The 15,936-nt window shown below is 45.8% G+C and carries 17 protein-coding genes; 9 read left to right on the top strand and 8 right to left on the bottom strand.

The annotated features are described in order from the left end of the window. Positions 1 to 70: 70 nt before the first annotated feature. Complete coding sequence (locus tag ADU22_RS09020; protein WP_053361852.1) at positions 71 to 1,111, top strand: LacI family DNA-binding transcriptional regulator; 1,041 nt, start codon at positions 71 to 73, stop codon at positions 1,109 to 1,111. A gap of 649 nt (positions 1,112 to 1,760) precedes the next feature. On the opposite strand, the gene ADU22_RS09025 is transcribed toward ADU22_RS09020, so the two are convergent. Further along, positions 1,761 to 2,624: an SDR family oxidoreductase gene (locus tag ADU22_RS09025; protein WP_053361853.1), complete on the bottom strand. Its 864-nt coding sequence runs from the start codon at positions 2,622 to 2,624 to the stop codon at positions 1,761 to 1,763. A gap of 116 nt (positions 2,625 to 2,740) precedes the next feature. Further along, entirely contained in the window at positions 2,741 to 3,232 is a 492-nt protein-coding gene (locus ADU22_RS09030) for a YajQ family cyclic di-GMP-binding protein (RefSeq protein ID WP_053361854.1), read from the bottom strand. 368 nt (positions 3,233 to 3,600) lie between these two features. Here ADU22_RS09030 and ADU22_RS09035 point away from each other — a divergent pair, with 368 nt between their 5' ends. Further along, a complete protein-coding gene (locus ADU22_RS09035; RefSeq protein WP_053361855.1) occupies positions 3,601 to 4,470 on the top strand; it encodes a CvfB family protein in 870 nt (289 codons plus the stop codon). A gap of 27 nt (positions 4,471 to 4,497) precedes the next feature. Here ADU22_RS09035 and ADU22_RS24185 read toward each other — a convergent pair whose 3' ends face one another. Both ADU22_RS24185 and ADU22_RS09040 read right to left on the bottom strand, forming a co-directional pair. Further along, positions 4,498 to 4,629, bottom strand: coding sequence for a DUF3941 domain-containing protein (locus tag ADU22_RS24185; protein ID WP_082252814.1), 132 nt, complete (start codon positions 4,627 to 4,629; stop codon positions 4,498 to 4,500). A gap of 104 nt (positions 4,630 to 4,733) precedes the next feature. Then, on the bottom strand, positions 4,734 to 5,591 hold the full coding sequence (locus tag ADU22_RS09040) for a DegV family protein (protein WP_053361856.1): 858 nt from the start codon (positions 5,589 to 5,591) through the stop codon (positions 4,734 to 4,736). A gap of 127 nt (positions 5,592 to 5,718) precedes the next feature. Here ADU22_RS09040 and ADU22_RS09045 point away from each other — a divergent pair, with 127 nt between their 5' ends. Together ADU22_RS09045 and ADU22_RS09050 are read left to right on the top strand one after the other, a co-directional pair. Then, a complete protein-coding gene (locus ADU22_RS09045; protein ID WP_053361857.1) occupies positions 5,719 to 6,561 on the top strand; it encodes a YitT family protein in 843 nt (280 codons plus the stop codon). Positions 6,562 to 6,578: 17 nt separating this feature from the next. Continuing rightward, positions 6,579 to 7,340 carry a BsuPI-related putative proteinase inhibitor gene (locus tag ADU22_RS09050; protein WP_053361858.1) on the top strand — a complete coding sequence of 254 codons (762 nt, stop codon included), beginning with the start codon at positions 6,579 to 6,581 and terminating at the stop codon, positions 7,338 to 7,340. Between the two features lie 40 nt (positions 7,341 to 7,380). On the opposite strand, the gene ADU22_RS09055 is transcribed toward ADU22_RS09050, so the two are convergent. The 3 genes from ADU22_RS09055 to ADU22_RS09060 all read right to left on the bottom strand — a co-directional run bounded on the left by ADU22_RS09055 (position 7,381) and on the right by ADU22_RS09060 (position 8,660). Further along, positions 7,381 to 7,572 (bottom strand): DUF3813 domain-containing protein, encoded by a 192-nt coding sequence (locus ADU22_RS09055; RefSeq protein WP_053361859.1) that lies wholly within the window; start codon positions 7,570 to 7,572, stop codon positions 7,381 to 7,383. A 1-nt stretch (position 7,573) separates the two neighbouring features. Beyond that, a complete protein-coding gene (locus tag ADU22_RS24930; RefSeq protein ID WP_197280038.1) occupies positions 7,574 to 7,720 on the bottom strand; it encodes a hypothetical protein in 147 nt (48 codons plus the stop codon). 121 nt (positions 7,721 to 7,841) lie between these two features. Then, complete coding sequence (locus ADU22_RS09060; RefSeq protein WP_053361860.1) at positions 7,842 to 8,660, bottom strand: Cof-type HAD-IIB family hydrolase; 819 nt, start codon at positions 8,658 to 8,660, stop codon at positions 7,842 to 7,844. A gap of 266 nt (positions 8,661 to 8,926) precedes the next feature. Between ADU22_RS09060 and ADU22_RS09065 the strand changes: the two genes are divergently transcribed. From ADU22_RS09065 to ADU22_RS09075, 3 genes are all read left to right on the top strand, one after another. Beyond that, positions 8,927 to 9,211: a metal-sulfur cluster assembly factor gene (locus tag ADU22_RS09065; RefSeq protein ID WP_502688759.1), complete on the top strand. Its 285-nt coding sequence runs from the start codon at positions 8,927 to 8,929 to the stop codon at positions 9,209 to 9,211. Positions 9,212 to 9,451: 240 nt separating this feature from the next. Beyond that, positions 9,452 to 10,747 carry an MFS transporter gene (locus ADU22_RS09070; protein WP_053361862.1) on the top strand — a complete coding sequence of 432 codons (1,296 nt, stop codon included), beginning with the start codon at positions 9,452 to 9,454 and terminating at the stop codon, positions 10,745 to 10,747. A gap of 166 nt (positions 10,748 to 10,913) precedes the next feature. Then, entirely contained in the window at positions 10,914 to 12,041 is a 1,128-nt protein-coding gene (locus ADU22_RS09075; protein WP_053361863.1) for a TIGR04053 family radical SAM/SPASM domain-containing protein, read from the top strand. Positions 12,042 to 12,122: 81 nt separating this feature from the next. Here the strand turns inward: ADU22_RS09075 and ADU22_RS09080 are convergent, their stop codons facing one another. Continuing rightward, positions 12,123 to 12,821 carry a Crp/Fnr family transcriptional regulator gene (locus ADU22_RS09080; RefSeq protein ID WP_053361864.1) on the bottom strand — a complete coding sequence of 233 codons (699 nt, stop codon included), beginning with the start codon at positions 12,819 to 12,821 and terminating at the stop codon, positions 12,123 to 12,125. A gap of 369 nt (positions 12,822 to 13,190) precedes the next feature. Between ADU22_RS09080 and moaA the strand changes: the two genes are divergently transcribed. Next, positions 13,191 to 14,195: a GTP 3',8-cyclase MoaA gene (gene moaA / locus ADU22_RS09085; protein WP_053361865.1), complete on the top strand. Its 1,005-nt coding sequence runs from the start codon at positions 13,191 to 13,193 to the stop codon at positions 14,193 to 14,195. A gap of 181 nt (positions 14,196 to 14,376) precedes the next feature. Beyond that, positions 14,377 to 15,894 (top strand): cardiolipin synthase, encoded by a 1,518-nt coding sequence (gene cls / locus ADU22_RS09090; RefSeq protein WP_053361866.1) that lies wholly within the window; start codon positions 14,377 to 14,379, stop codon positions 15,892 to 15,894. Positions 15,895 to 15,936 lie beyond the last annotated feature (42 nt).

Genomic DNA, 15,936 nt, shown 5'->3' on the forward strand with positions numbered 1-15,936 from the left:
TTCGCGGTTTTATTAAAATAGTATTACGATATAATATAATTAAAATTCTGGCGTAAAGGGGGAGATAAAAATGGCAGTAACCATAAAAGATGTAGCCAAGGCAGCTAATGTCGCGCCATCGACTGTTTCTCGCGTGATTGCCAACAGCCCGAGAATCAGCGAGAGAACGAAGGAAAAAGTCAGGGAAGTCATGAAGCAGCTTGGATACCATCCTAACTTTATTGCCAGAAGCCTGGCAAGCCAGGCCACAAGAGCCATTGGGCTAGTGCTGCCGAGCTCCACTGATATCGTTTCCCAAAACCCGTTTTTTCCCATTGTACTGGGCGGTTTAAGTGACGGTGCCCATTCAAAGCAGTATGCCCTGCATATGACCACAGGCAAAACCGAGGAGGAAATCTTTGAGGGAGTTGTCTCCATGGTCCAAGGGGGCAGGGTGGACGGAGTAATCCTGCTGTCATCACGGGTGGAAGACCCTCTTGTATCTTATTTGCTTGAACAGGACTTCCCGTTTGTGGTAATCGGAAAGCCGTTCAAGAATGTCGAGCAAATTACCCATGTGGACAATGATAATTTTAAGGCAGCAAAAGATGCCACCAACTATCTTCTTAGCCTCGGGCACGAACAAATCGGGTTTATCGGCGGAAATTTAAACCTGGTAGTGACGGTTGAACGGCTGCTGGGATATGAGAAGGCATTAAGAGATGCAGGATTGCCCCTGATCAATGAATATGTCATTCACGACGAGTTTTTGCGTGAGGGCGGCCGGGAAGCCGTCCAGGCTTTGCTAGCCTTGAAAAAGCTCCCGACTGCTATGCTCGTTGCTGATGATTTGATGGCCCTGGGTGTCCTAAACGCCCTTGATGAACTTGGGATATCCGTACCCGAAGATGTTTCGATTGTCAGCTTCAACAATGTGCTTGTCGCTGAAATGGCAAGGCCGCCGCTGACTTCCGTCGATATCAATATATTTGACCTTGGCTACGAAGCTTCAAAAAGCCTTATCCAGAAGATAGAAAATCCAAAGGAACCAACCAAGAGGATCATTATTCCTTACGAGCTTGTAAAACGCTCATCCTGCGCCAAACCGACCAAAAAGACATTGACTTTATGAGGCGCTTGCAATGATTTGTTTAAGGCCCTCACGCACTTTTGAAGTGCGTGGGGCCTTTTTTTTGTGTGTGGGAAAGTGCAAATAGAAGTGTGTTTTAGGACAATAGAACAGGCGAGCAGGACAATAGAAGAGGAAAATTGGACAATAGAATGTACGCTGGCAAATAGAAAAGGAAAATCGGCAAATAGAAGGCGGGAAAGTGCAAATAGAAGTGTGATTCCGGCCAATAGAACCGGCAATCCGGCCAATAGAAGAGGGAATTAGGATAATAGCATGTGCGTTGGCAAATAGAAGTGTAATTCCGGACAATAGAACAAGGAAATCGGACAATAGAATGTGCGCTGGCAAATAGAAAAGGAAAATCGGCAAATAGAAGGCGGGAAAGTGCAAATAGAAGTGTGATACCGGACAATAAAACAAGCAAGCCGGACAATAGAAGAGGAAAATCGGACAATAGAACGTATGCTGGCAAATAGAAGGCGGGAAAGTGCAAATAGAATTGTGATTCCGGACAATAGAACCGGCAACCCGGCCAATAGACGCGCAAACCCGGCCAATAGACCCGGCCACGGTTACTGAACGTCCGGCCCTAAATAAAAAAAAGATCGCCAAATCATGAGATTTAGCCACCCTTTTTTCAAAAAATTATCTATCCGTTCACAATCGTTCCGCCGTTTATATGGATGGTCTGTCCGCTGACATAGGTTGAATCGTCACTGGCCAGATAAACGTAGGCTGGTGCAAGCTCATAAGGCTGTCCGGCTCTTCCCATTGGCGAATTGGTGCCAAATTTGGATACCTTCTCGGCGTCGAAAGTGGAAGGGATCAGCGGCGTCCAGATCGGGCCCGGTGCGACGCTGTTTACCCTGATTCCCTGCTTGGCAAGGGACATGGCCAGGGAGCGGGTAAACGAAACAATTGCTCCTTTGGTAGCAGAATAATCAATCAGCTGTTCATTCCCTTTATACGCCGTAATAGACGAAGTGTTAATAATGGTGCTTCCTTCTTTAAGGTGCGGCAACACAGCCTTTGTCAGGTAGAAAATTGAGAAGATATTTGTACGGAAAGTCTTTTCCATTTGATCTGCGGAAATATCCAGCAAGCTCTCTTGCGGATGCTGCTCAGCCGCATTGTTGACTAGGATGTCAATCTTCCCGAATTCCTCAATGGTCCTGTCCACTGTTTCCTTGCAAAAGCTTTCCCTCCCAACATCTCCGGATATCAAGAGGCACTTTTGGCCCTCCGCTTCAACGAGCTGCTTTGTCTCGCGCGCATCTTCACTTTCCTCAAGGTAGACAATGGCGACATCCGCACCTTCTTTAGCATAATAAATGGCGACCGACTTGCCGATGCCGCTGTCGCCTCCGGTAATAAGAGCCACCTTGTTTTTTAGTTTGCCTGAACCCTTATAGTTGTCATCGACTGAAATTGGTTCAGGACGCATTTCCTCTTCTGTGCCTGGCTGGTGGTTCTGATGCTGTGCCGGAAATCCCTTCTTTTGTTCGTTCGTCATTTCCTTCACTCCTCTTTATAGGTTTATCCTATATTAGATTCCAATTATTAGAGGAGATAAAACGTGGAAATTTAATGCAAAGAGGCACAGTCCTATAATGGGCTGTGCCTGAAGCATCAGCGGTAATTGACGAATTGGACATCCACAGTCAAGTCGGCTTCCTTGACGGCAGCGATGATCTTTTGAAGATCGTCCCTGCTCTTGGCGGTTACCCGAACTTGGTCGTCCTGTATTTGGCTTTTCACCTTTAAGCCGCTATTTTTAATGAGAGCGGTAATTTTTTTGGCGTTATCTTTGTCAATTCCTGAAACGAGCTTGGCACGCTGGCGGACGGTTCCCCCTGACGCACCTTCAACCTTTCCGTAATCCAGGTTCTTGACCGGCACCCCACGCTTGATGAGTTTCCCCAGGAGGACATCCTTTAACTGTTCAAGTTTGTATTCGTCGTCCGAAACGAGGACCAGTTCTTCCTTGTCCAAACTGATATCGCTCTTGCTTCCMTTAAAATCATAACGGGTGCTGATTTCTTTCAGGGCAATGTTAATTGCGTTTGTTACTTCGGAAAACTCTACTTTGGATACAATATCAAATGAACTCTCTTTAGACATATCCTGACCTCCAAAAAACGATTTCTATTGTATTTTAATGCTGCAGGCGCAACGAAGCCTGTCACTCAAACCCCCGGCGCATGTAACACGGAAGTTTCCCTTTATCCCGCGCTAACTGGCAGTAAGATCCCCACTTCACGACTTCAGGGAGAACCAAAAAGGAATTAGTGGGGATCAACTGCCAGTAAAAGCCCGAAGGGAAATAAGATTTTTTCTTAGGGCTTCAGCCCTTAGAAAAATCAATCGGGCTGTGCGCGACTAACATTCAGTGGGAGATGGAAGCCCCATTGAATGAAGTTTCCCTTTATGGCTTCATTATAGTAAAATATAGCAGTTCAAACAACTTTTCGGTAATAAGGAGGATTGCAATGTCTCTGAATGAATATATAGGTCAGACAGTAGAGCTAACAGTAGCGCGCATTTCCGATTTCGGCTATTTTTTGACAGACGGGGAAGAGGATGTGCTGCTTCACAATAATGAAACAGACAGGGAGTTCGAGGAAGACGAAAAGGTCGTCGTGTTTCTTTATGTTGACTCAAAGGGAAGGCTGTCAGCAACAACTTCCATTCCTGCTGTCACAGCTGGAACCTACGGCTGGGTTCCGGTCGTGGAATCACTGTCTGGTACAGGGGTGTTCCTGGATATCGGAATCAGCAAGGATATATTACTAGGCAAGGATGATTTGCCGGTCTTCGAATCAGTTTGGCCGAAGAAGGGCGATTTGCTCTATATCACGCTGAGGGTAAACAGGAATCATTTAATATATGCCCGATTGGCGAGTGACCAGGTAGTCCAGGAAATTTCCAATCATGCAACAAGAAAGGATTTTAATAAGAATGTCCATGGTCATATTTACCGCACTGCACGAGTAGGCAGCTGGATGGTTACGGCTGAAGGCTATAAAGGATTCATCCATGAGTCGCAGCGAAAAACAGAGCCAAGGCTTGGGGAGAAAGTGGAAGGACGAATCATTGATGTCAAGGCAGACGGAACGGTCAATATTTCCCTTCTGCCAAGAAAGCAGGAAGCCCTCGATGAGGATGCGGTTGTCATCATGGAGTACCTCGAATCCCGAAATGGCGCCATGCCTTACAGCGACAAAAGCATGGCAGAGGATATCAGCGAGCGGTTTGGTTTAAGCAAATCCTCCTTTAAACGGGCGCTGGGCCGTTTGATGAAAGAGGGTAAAGTGTACCAGGAGGAAGGCTGGACCTATAAAAAAGAAGATAAAATATAAGAGCGGCCAACTGGCCGCTCTTATATTTTATAAATGATCGGTCTTCTTGGAATATTGATTCTTGCCGGCTTTTCGGTTCTTCTCAGCCAGCATGTTCTTTTCGTGGCGGAAAGCATTGTTGTCCTGGGCTTTTTTGTCGTTGTCAGAAGTATGAGGCATAACGTCTTCTCTCCTTTATAAGTTGTTCTACAGGTTAGATTGCCTAAACTCGGCCAACAGTATACAAAAACAGCCTGCCGCAAATAGAGGCAGGCTGTTGGACGTTATGGAAGTTCATTTAAAAAGAAGATCGATATGGTTCCTGGACCGGTATGGGAGCCAATCGCTGCGCCAATCGGGCTTATGAAAACCTCACATGTGCCAAATTCCTTGGCTATCAGTTCCTTCATTTCCAATGCTGTTGCCTCATCATCCGCATGGCTGATCGCAACCATTTGGGAATCGAGGGATGTTCCCCGCTCATGCATCAGTTCAATGATCCTCCGAAGCAGTTTTTTTCTGCCGCGAATCTTTTCAAGAGGAACAAGCTTTCCGTCTTCCACATTGAGCAATGGCTTGATATTCAGAAGCCCACCCAGGAAAGCAGAGGCCCTGGAGACACGCCCTCCCTTTGCGAGATGATCCAAATCATCGACAGAAAATAAATGTTCCATATGCTGGGCCCTGAAGACTGCATCGTTGACAATCTCTTCTTTCGACTTTCCAGCCTGGGCCGCCTTTACGGCTTCCATTACAACGAGCCCGCATCCAAGTGAGGCACATTTTGTATCGATAATGGTTAAATCGAAGTCGGGGTATTCTTCCTTTACCTGTTCGGATATAAGGACAGCAGTTTGGTAGGTACCGGACAATTGTGAGGAAAACGCTATGTATATCCCTTGCTCCTTGTTGACGGCCATCTCGGTGAATACCTCTTTAAAGCTGGCAGGCGATGCTTGTGACGTCTTCGGAAGATTTCCGGAACGGATTTTTTCGTATACTTCCTGAGGCTGGATGGTTCTTAGGTCCTCATACTCTATTCCGTCGATAAGGACCTTAAGTGGGAATAATGTAACATCGTTCTGTTCAAAAAATTCGAGGGGCAAATCGCTTGCGCTGTCGGCCATAATTTTTACTCCCATAAAAAATCACCCTCTTTCTCGCTATATATGATTTTAGTTTAGCCTCTAACCGGGAAAAACACAATTGGAAGTACTGAAATCAGGGTAAATGGGGAAAAACAAGCAAAACTAGCTAAGGAGGTTTGAGATGGTCTGGCTCCATACAAAGAAATTTTTTATAGTACTTATTGGTGCGATACTGAATGCGATAGCCATGAACTTCTTTTTAATCCCGGCCAATGTCTATGCAAGCGGCTTTACTGGTGTGGCTCAGCTGATATCAAGCATCCTGGGTGAATTTGCACCTTTCCAGCTGTCTACAGGAATCTTGCTTTTTATATTAAATGTACCTGTTACTATTTTGGCCTGGAAAAAGGTAGGGAGATCTTTCACGGTCTACAGTTTCATATCCGTTGTTCTTATGTCTTTTTTTCTGGAGGCCATCCCGATCAGGCATGTTTCAGAAGACATTATGCTGAATGCCGTATTTGGAGGGGTCATTGCAGCATTCGGGGTTGGGATCACATTAAAGTGGGGAGCGTCCACGGGTGGAATGGATATTGTAGCCATGGTCCTTTCGAGAACCCATGACCGTCCTGTAGGCAATTATTTTTTCACATTAAACAGTCTGATAATTGTTACAGCCGGCTTTTTATATGGCTGGGAAAAAGCCTTGTATACTCTTGTCCAGCTGTACGCTTCAACAAGAGTGATTGATGCCATCCATACAAGGCATGAAAAGCTGACGGCAATGATCATCACGAAAAAGGCCGCCGAGCTGAAAAAGGCAATCCACAGCAAACTGGTGCGGGGGATTACGGCGATTCCGGCTAAAGGCGGATATACGAATGATGATAAGAACATCTTGCTGATCGTTATTACTCGCTATGAGCTTTATGATCTTGAACGGACAATAAAAGAGGTCGATCCCCAGGCTTTTACGAATATCATAGAAACATCCGGGATTTATGGATTTTTTCGAAAAGAATAAACCCAGTGAGGTGCACAATGAAGAAGTTCAGTTTTTTTCTTGTTTTTTTAGTGCTGGTTTCCATTCCGTTATGGACGATGGGAGCAGAGTCCGCGGACAATGGCCCTGATCTTCATTTTTTTGTTGAACCGATTGCAGGACCGGAAAAGGTCACATTTGAACTAGTCCTCAGAAATGGGGGCAGTACTCCCCTGGCGCTGGAATTTCCAAGTGCCCAGCTGTATGAGATTCAGGTGAAAGACAGAAGCGGGAAGGAGCTTTACCGCTATTCATCAGGAAAAGCCTTTGCGCAAGCTCTGCAGACGGTGAGACTGGCCCCCGGGGAGGCGATTTCCTGGAAGGAAACATGGGATTACCAGGGGGAAACCGGAAGGATACCTGAAGGGGAATATAAGGTTATTGCAGAGCTAAAGGCTAATAAGGCCAATTCTTGGCAGATTAAACCATTGGTGGACGAAAAGGAGACGTTTGTCCCCGGGGAGAACCTTGTTTTCCGGCAGGTAAAGGCCAGCGGGAAGAAAGGCATATATAAGGTGGAAGGAAAGGTCCGGCCAGGGACACGCCATTTTTTCTATACTGTGGAGGATGGACATCATGAACAAATTGGAGAAAAAAGGGTGGAAGTAGAAGAAGGGGGAGATTGGAAAGCATTTAAGCTGGAGATTAAAATACCAGCGGAGGAACTGCCCGAGAGCGGAACACTTATCCTGCATCTTTACGAACGGAGCCAGGAAGGAAGCATCGTCCATGGCTATCCGGTCATACTTGAAAGGTTTTGAACCCAAAAAGGCTGACACCTCGGTGCCAGCCTTTTTGGGCTTACTTATGGTTCTTTATGGAATCAAGCTCGTCTTGATATTGGTGCAGCTGCTGTTTTTCTGCAAGAGTGGAATTGGCGAAAGCGGAAGAAAGGGCATTTTCGGCGCGGGAAATGGCAGCCTGCTGTCCAGTCCCAGCCTCCTGGGCGAGTTTCACAGCTTCCCTGGCTTCCTGAAAGAGGCGATTGCCCATCCTATATCCCCTCCTGCTGGTGTCCGTTTGCCATTTTTCTTGCTTCAGCTTCAGCATAAGTGGTATGGTACGGGATTCGAGCGTCATGTCTGAAGACACTGTCAGTTCCTTGCTTTACAAAACGCTTGGACTTATTCGATTTTCCCATTCTTACCCCTCCATTCAAGTATCCGAGCATGATATGAAACAGGATGTTGATCGGCCTGCTTCAATTTTAGTATGCGCAAAATTCCGGGGGAAACTATTGGCGATAAATGCAAATACGGCTTTTAAAGTGCCCTTAGATTCAAAAGGTCGTTCAGGTACACACCGATGCCATCTTCTTCATTGGACAGGGTCACTTCATTGGCAATGTTCTTAACTGCATCGATTCCATTCCCCATTGCGATGCCGCGGCCAGCAAATTCAAGCATTTCGAGGTCATTATCTTCATCGCCGAAGGCAATGATCCTTTCTGCCGGGATATTAAAATGGTCGGATGCTTTTTTAAGCCCGACGGCTTTGTTAAGTCCATACTTAACAATTTCTATCACATGATATGGGGCTGCCCAGCTGCGATGGTCAATCACTTCAGCATGGACTTCTGATAGATGGGCCCGAATGGAGCTCAATTGCTCCTCCTCCGTATGGATCAGCATGCTGGTCGGTGACTTTTTCAGGAATCTGCGAAGATCTCCTGTGGTGATGTTTGGATCACCGAGCCCAAAAAGGTCAATCAGCTTTTCATCGTGATAGTGAAAGTACAGGTCGTCAATCACTTCGGCAATGATGTTATGAAAGCGGAAGGATTCCAAAGCCTCGACTATATCCTTTGCAACATTAATGGACAGCGGTGAATGGTGCACTCCCCAGCTTTGGTCAAGCGGATGGTGGATGAAAGCCCCATTAAAGTTGACAATTGGTGTATCCAGCTCCAACTCATGGTAATACATTTCGCTGGAGCGGAAAGGCCTGCCAGTTGCAATCATCACAACATGGCCATGCTCCCTGGCTTTCTGAATGACTTTTTTGTTATTCTCCGATATTGTTTTATCATCTTTTAACAGCGTGCCATCCAAATCAAGGGCGATTAAATGTTTTTCAGACATAGAGAACTCCTTTAGGACCAGATTTTTATTAGTATATAGAATTTACCAAAATGAATGCCAAATGATTGGACATACTCCGATATTTCCATTCAGTTGGCCAAAAACATAAACAATATATTCATTTTGCCTATGTAACCATTTTACATATTAATTGTTAAAAAATCATTCGGGACATGTTAAAGAAAGGACAGAGGGTATGTTAACATAGAGGTTGTAAAAGAAATAAAGGAGTGATCGATGTGGATCAGGATTTAAAAGACAGCATCATGGGTGCTTTGGAAATGGTCGTTGACCCGGAATTGGGTGTGGATATCGTCAACCTTGGCCTTGTCTATGACGTAGACCTCAATGATGAAGGACAAGCGACGGTCACAATGACACTGACGTCGATGGGGTGTCCGCTGGCTGGAACGATTGTTGACCAGGTTAAGCACGCCTTGTCCGATCTTCCTGAAGTGAAGGATACGGAAGTGAACATCGTTTTCAATCCTCCGTGGTCAAAAGATATGATGTCACGTTATGCAAAAATCGCATTGGGAGTCAGGGATTAATCCTGATTTCCAGGGAAAAGAAAAGCGCCTGGGGAGAAGCCTCCAGGCGCTTTTCTGTTGATATCATTTGTTCTGCCGTGAAGCCAAATTGGCCCAGGAATTGTGAATAAATTTTGACGGAGATTGTTACGAAATTGTGTATAGTACCAGGGGTTTACTCTATAGCCAAATTCCCTATGTTACTATTACCTCAGTTAAACAAATAGCACTTAAAACCTATATTAACAGGGGGAATACACAATGCCAAGAATTTCAACTTGGGATCCGGAAAATCCGGTGTTTTGGGAAGCAGAGGGGAAGAAACATGCCCGCCGCAACCTGATGATTTCTGTACCAGCACTTATGCTTGCTTTTATTATCTGGCAAATTTGGTCTGTTGTTGCAATCAGGCTAAATGATATTGGTTTCAGTCTGACTCCGTCACAATTATTCACACTTGCTGCCCTTCCTGGCCTGGTTGGGGCAACTCTCCGGTTTGTCTATACTTTTGCTCTGGGTGTATTTGGGGGACGGAACTGGACCGTGTTCTCTACAGGGATACTGATTCTCCCTGCCTTGGGGATCGGCTTCGCCGTCCAGAATCCTGAAACACCTTATTGGGTATTGATGCTCCTTGCCGGTCTATGTGGCTTGGGTGGAGGAAACTTCTGCTCTTCAACACCAAATATTTCACTCTTTTATCCTAAAAAGGAAAAAGGAGCTGCTCTTGGAATCAACGGCGGTCTTGGCAACATGGGAGTCTCCGTTGTCCAATTCGTAACACCTTTGGTCATCACAACTGGCACATTCGCTTTTATCGGTGGAGGATCTGGTGGACAGGTGCTACCAGACGGTTCGCAGGTATGGCTTCAAAACGCAGCCTTTGTCTGGGTGATCCCTATCGTAATCATGACAGTTCTTGCCTGGTTTGGAATGGATAACATTCCAGGAGCCAAGCAGTCGGTATCCGAGCAATTGGTTATCGTAAAACGCAAGCATACATGGATCATGACAGTCCTTTATGTAGCAACATTCGGTTCCTTCATTGGATATTCGGCGGCCTTCCCGCTTCTGTTGAAATCCTTGTTCCCGCAATACATTGGGCTGGCTTTCCTTGGTGCCTTCCTTGCAGCTGCTTCCCGTCCTGTAGGCGGATGGATTTCCGATAAATACGGCGGTGCACTTGTCACTTCCATTACACTTGTCGTCATGTCTTTAGGGGCGTTTGCTGTCATTTACTTCACCCACCAGGTGAACTTTGCAGGATTCCTGATTTCCTTCCTGGTTTTGTTCATTGCGGCAGGCATGGGGTCAGCTTCTACATTCCAGATGATTCCATTTATCTTCCCGGCTAAGGAAGCGGCACCGGTACTTGGATTCACTGCAGCGTTTGCAGCGTACGGATCATTCCTGATCCCGAAATTGTTTGGGTGGTCCACGGGTGCTTTAGGCTCCCCGATTAACGCGATATATTTCTTCATTGCTTTCTATCTGGTATCGCTGGTGATCAACTGGTTCTATTATCGCAGAAACAATGCGGAAATCAAACTAAGATAGAGTGGAAAATCCGGGCTTCGGCCTGGATTTTTTTAATTCTTACATTGTTTGGCAAGTCACAAAACTGCCAAACATCCCAGGGATTTTGTGAGGTATCTCACTTAAGCAAGGTGTAAATTCACCTATACTGATAATACAAGGTCATTATCCAGGAGGCGCATGAAGGATGTTTACAAGAGATTTTAATAAAGACCCGTTCATTGTGATTTGGGAGCTGACACGGGCCTGCCAGTTAAAGTGCCTGCATTGCCGCGCCGAAGCTCAATACAGACGCGATCCAAGGGAATTAAGCTTCGAAGAAGGAAAAGCACTGATCAATCAGATATATGAAATGAATAATCCGATGCTGGTGTTTACAGGCGGGGATCCCCTGATGCGGGAAGATGTTTTTGAGATCGCTGCCTATGCCATCAAAAAAGGTGTAAGGGTGTCGATGACCCCTAGCGCGACTCCGAATGTAACAAAGGAAGCGATCGAGAAGGCAAAGGAAGTTGGGCTATCGCGCTGGGCTTTCAGCCTGGACGGACCAACAGCGGAGATTCACGATCATTTCCGCGGAACGGAAGGGTCATTCGATTTGACAATGGAACGAATCAAATATTTGCATGAGCTGGAGATTCCAATTCAAATCAACACGGTTATATCCCGATATAATTATGATTGCCTGGAGGAAATGGCCAAGCTGGTCGAGGAGCTGGATTGCGTGCTTTGGAGCGTGTTCTTTCTCGTTCCAACCGGCAGGGGCCAGGAGAAGGACATGATTACTCCTGCTGAGCATGAAAAGGTGTTCAGCTGGCTGTACCAGCTGAGCAAGAGAGTGAAATTTGACATCAAAACCACTGCTGGGCAGCATTATCGCCGGGTCGTCATCCAGAATAAAATGCGTGAAGCCATGGAGCAGGTCGAAGATATCCAGTATCTTGACGCGCTCACCCAACAAGGGTTGACAGGTTCAATTGACGGGTTGGGAAGGGCGCCAAAAGGGGTAAACGATGGCAACGGTTTTGTGTTTATCTCCCATATTGGGGACGTGTACCCTAGCGGCCTTCTTCCTGTAAAGGCGGGGAATGTGCGGGAACAGCCCCTGGCCGAGATTTACCGTGAATCACCAATATTCAAGGCTCTCCGGGATCCGGCTGGCTTTAAAGGAAAGTGCGGTCAGTGCGAATTCCGGTATGTATGCGGCGGCTCACGTTCAAGGGCATATGCGGTGACAGGAGATTATCTGGAGAGCGAGCCCTACTGTGTCTACATTCCCGAGGCTATGAGAAAACAGAAGGAAAAGAAGCTTTAATGAGGAGGAAGGAATCGGGCAGTCCGGGTTCCTTCCTTTTTTGCACAAAAAAACGGAGCCTGCTTGGCTCCGTTTCTTTCTCTATTCAATGCTGCAGAAGACCGCGGGACAGTTCTCACATCCTATTTCCGTCTTGAGGTAATCAAGGTCATGGACGATGATTTTCCCTTTTTTTATCGATAGAATCCCTTCCCGTTTCAGGTCGTTCAGGATGCGGTTCGTACTTTCTCTCGAAGTGCCGCAAAAATTGGCGAGTTCCTGGTTGGTCAAAGGCAAATCAATCAGAATCCCATCCTGCCTTTCCACTCCATAACTGTTCGTCATCCGGATCAATGTGGAAAACAGGGCGCCTTTTTTGCCATTTAAAACAAGGTCCCGGAACTTGGTTTGCGTTTTGCGGAAATGGTCACTCATCCACTTCATGAATTCGAATGCCAGGGAAGGGTTTTGAAAGATTTCCCTTTCTATCACGTCCTTCTTGATGGCAAAAATCTCGCTATCTTCAAGAATCAGCGCGCTTAGCAAGTATTTGGGAGACTCCGTGAACAACGTCAATTCCCCGCATAGATCATTTTTTCCGCATATCCTTAATGCCAGCTCGCGTCCGTCTTTTGTTACCTTGCTGATTTGGACTTTCCCGGAAACAATCAGGTACAGCTCTTCAGCTTCCATCCCTTCCTGGAACAAGTAGGTTCCTTTTGGTGCCAGGATTTTCCGGTCGGCAAAAAGCAGAAGTTCTTTTATTTCAATGGAATGTGTAGGTTTATTCAGTTGAGGCATGATCATCACCCTTTAACCGATATTTCGTTCTTTGCACTAATAATAACACCGTAACAGTAGTAAAAACGGGCCTAGAAGCACTTGTTGAAATATTGTCACCTTTCGCGGATTGATTGTTCACATTTCTGTAAAAAACGTCTGATCCAGGCATTTCATCACCCATCTGACAAAGGAAGGAACACTGTGGCAATAGCCACACAGGTATTTTGACAAGTTGATGACATTTCCACTTATTTTCACTATGAGGGTAGTATTTATGGTGTAATATAAGCAGGACTTAATTTTACGTGTGAGAATATTAACAGTAATCGATGGCAACTGCTGATAGAATGATTAGAGAACTTCCATAATGGAGTTGATGAATATATTATGATAAAAGACCAATTGAACAGGCCGTTGCGTGATTTGCGCATTTCCGTTATAGACCGCTGCAATTTCAGGTGCACGTATTGTATGCCTGCAGATATTTTTGGGCCTGACTTTGCCTTTTTGCCTAAAAGTGAACTGCTTAGCTATGAAGAGATTGAAAGGATTGCGAGAATCTTTGTAGAGCTTGGCGTTGAGAAAATCCGTTTGACCGGCGGGGAACCTTTGCTAAGGAAGGACCTTCCAGTATTAATCCAAAAACTTTCAGCAATTGAGGGGCTTGAAGATATTGCTTTGACTACAAACGGGGTGATGCTGCCCAAGCTTGCAGTCCAGTTGAAGGAAGCTGGACTGCAGCGGGTAAACATTTCCCTTGATACTCTGAATGATGACCTTTTTGGACAAATCAACGGCCGGGGGGTCACGACAAAGCCTGTACTTTCAGGAATCAAAGCGGCAAAGGAAGCAGGCCTCGGAATAAAAATCAATATGGTAGTCAAAAAAGGCTTGAACGATCATGAAATCCTGCCTATGGCCGAGTTTTGCAAACAGGAAGGGCTGGAGCTCCGCTACATTGAGTTTATGGATGTTGGCAGTACGAATGGCTGGAAAATGGACGATGTGATTACCAAGAAAGAAATATACGAACTGCTCAAGGAGCATTATGAGCTTGAGCGCACAGGGTCAGCCTATTTTGGCGAAGTCGCCAAGCGTTACCGCTACAGTGGCACGGATGTTCATGTAGGCTTTATCTCTTCTGTTTCGGAATCATTCTGTTCAAGCTGTACAAGGTCAAGGCTCTCAGCGAACGGACAGATATTCACCTGTCTATTCAATGGAAACGGCCAAGATATTCGCGATTTTATCAGAGACGGTGCTTCGGACGAAGAAATCAGGCAGAGAGTCATCTCGATTTGGAATCATCGACAGGATCGATATTCGGATGAAAGGACCGCCGAAACGGTCAAGAGAACGAAAAAGATAGAAATGTCCTATATTGGCGGCTAAAAAATCGATGTGATGCCGTTTAATGGCCAGTTCCTCGACAGGAGCTGGCCATTATCTTTTTTTCGCCAGGAAAGAAGGGCCTAAGTTCCGGCCCTTCAACAGCATAAGCCAGGTTTTCCATGAAAACAGTTAAGGGTATGTTAATAACATGGTAGATGTCAAAAAGAATTGAGGATGTCTGATGATCAAGCGCAGGATTGAATATTTATTTTTAATAGGGTTAATTGCTTGCCTGTATGGCATTTTTTATCTGGATTTAAGCTCTTTCTGGAATTTTGCTCTTGCAGGTGTTTATTTCTTCATCATCTTTATCACCATGTTCTCCCTGATGCTGGAAGAGCGCTCGCCCAGTCATACACTTTTATGGATGAATGTGCTGTTTTTCTACCCGATATTCGGGTATTTTTTCTATTTGTTCTCGGGGCAGCTCTACCTGAAAGGATATCTGTACAAGCGAAAACGCAGGCTGGCGAGGACGGAATGGGAACGCCTAATGAGGAAGGAAGTTACCCCGGACCTCTCCTTCCTGCAGGACAATCAGCAGAATTTTGCCAAAATCGCCAATAAGACAGCTTTGACACCTATCAGTACAGGGTCCAGGGCAACCATCCTGAAAAATGGCAATGAAACATTTACAGAAATCAAGAAAAAGCTGAGGGAAGCCAAAAAGTTCATTCATATAGAATACTATATTTTCCGGTCTGACCGGCTTGGAAAAGAACTGATGGGAATCCTGGTTGAAAAGGCGCATGAAGGAGTTGAGGTGCTGTTCATGTTTGATGCGGCAGGCAGCCTTGCATTGTCACCAAGGGATATCAAAAAAATGGAGGAGGCCGGCATTAAGGTCCATTCATTTTCGCCGCTAAAGTATGGTTTTTTCAACCAAAAGTTCAATTTCCGGAATCACCGGAAAATTATTGTGATTGATGGGGAGATTGGGTTTGTCGGGGGACTCAATGTAGGAGTGGAGTATCTCGGAGAAGATGAAAATATCGGCTTTTGGCGTGATACCCATCTGTTCCTGACAGGTGAAGCCGTTTATTCGCTCCACCAGGTTTTTCTGCTGGACTGGGAATATGTGAGCGGGGAACGGATGATTGGCCACCATTCTGCCGACAAGTCCAGGTCACCGGTGGACAACAATGAAATCGATGGCGCGATTCAAGTAGTGGCAAGCGGCCCGGATACACAGCAGGGAATCATGGGGAGCCTTTTTTTTGCGCTGATGACAAGCGCCACCCAGTCGATTTGGATTGCCACTCCTTACTTTATCCCGAATGAAGCGATAAGGACAGCTTTAAAGGCTGCTGCAGGCAAAGGGCTGGATGTCAAAATTTTGGTGCCTGAAGTGAATGACAGCTTTTTAACCCATTATGCGAGCCGGTCCTATTTTGCCGAGCTGTTGAGGAATGGTGTCGAGATTTATATGTATAAAAAAGGGTTCCTTCATCAGAAAGTACTGATCATCGATGGAAACCTTGCCTCGATTGGAACAGCTAATATGGACATGCGCAGCTTCCATTTAAACTTTGAGGTCAATGTCTTTTTATATGACAGCAGTTCCATACGGGACCTCGTGGCGCATTATGAAGAGGATCTCGAAGACAGTGAGAAGATCGGAGCAATTGAGCATTATAAGCGCTCCTGGATATTAAAAACGAAAGAGTCATTCGCCCGGCTGTTCTCGGGGGTTTTGTAACTTCGATACGAACAGGACCTAAAGCGGCTGCCGCATGAACCC

It is taken from the genome of Bacillus sp. FJAT-27251, from assembly GCF_001273925.1.
In the GTDB taxonomy this organism is placed as follows: Bacteria; Bacillota; Bacilli; order Bacillales; family Cytobacillaceae; genus Mesobacillus_B.

Bases quoted from the DNA above. Each gene is read 5' to 3' on its own strand.
- ADU22_RS09020 (WP_053361852.1), top strand. From the start codon at position 71: ATGGCAGTAACCATAAAAGATGTAGCCAAGGCAGCTAATGTCGCGCCA.
- ADU22_RS09025 (WP_053361853.1), bottom strand. From the start codon at position 2,624: ATGACGAACGAACAAAAGAAGGGATTTCCGGCACAGCATCAGAACCAC.
- ADU22_RS09035 (WP_053361855.1), top strand. From the start codon at position 3,601: ATGTCTCTGAATGAATATATAGGTCAGACAGTAGAGCTAACAGTAGCG.
- ADU22_RS24185 (WP_082252814.1), bottom strand. From the start codon at position 4,629: ATGCCTCATACTTCTGACAACGACAAAAAAGCCCAGGACAACAATGCT.
- ADU22_RS09040 (WP_053361856.1), bottom strand. From the start codon at position 5,591: ATGGGAGTAAAAATTATGGCCGACAGCGCAAGCGATTTGCCCCTCGAA.
- ADU22_RS09045 (WP_053361857.1), top strand. From the start codon at position 5,719: ATGGTCTGGCTCCATACAAAGAAATTTTTTATAGTACTTATTGGTGCG.
- ADU22_RS09050 (WP_053361858.1), top strand. From the start codon at position 6,579: ATGAAGAAGTTCAGTTTTTTTCTTGTTTTTTTAGTGCTGGTTTCCATT.
- ADU22_RS09055 (WP_053361859.1), bottom strand. From the start codon at position 7,572: ATGGGCAATCGCCTCTTTCAGGAAGCCAGGGAAGCTGTGAAACTCGCC.
- ADU22_RS24930 (WP_197280038.1), bottom strand. From the start codon at position 7,720: ATGGGAAAATCGAATAAGTCCAAGCGTTTTGTAAAGCAAGGAACTGAC.
- ADU22_RS09060 (WP_053361860.1), bottom strand. From the start codon at position 8,660: ATGTCTGAAAAACATTTAATCGCCCTTGATTTGGATGGCACGCTGTTA.
- ADU22_RS09065 (WP_502688759.1), top strand. From the start codon at position 8,927: ATGGGTGCTTTGGAAATGGTCGTTGACCCGGAATTGGGTGTGGATATC.
- ADU22_RS09070 (WP_053361862.1), top strand. From the start codon at position 9,452: ATGCCAAGAATTTCAACTTGGGATCCGGAAAATCCGGTGTTTTGGGAA.
- ADU22_RS09075 (WP_053361863.1), top strand. From the start codon at position 10,914: ATGTTTACAAGAGATTTTAATAAAGACCCGTTCATTGTGATTTGGGAG.
- ADU22_RS09080 (WP_053361864.1), bottom strand. From the start codon at position 12,821: ATGCCTCAACTGAATAAACCTACACATTCCATTGAAATAAAAGAACTT.
- moaA (WP_053361865.1), top strand. From the start codon at position 13,191: ATGATAAAAGACCAATTGAACAGGCCGTTGCGTGATTTGCGCATTTCC.
- cls (WP_053361866.1), top strand. From the start codon at position 14,377: ATGATCAAGCGCAGGATTGAATATTTATTTTTAATAGGGTTAATTGCT.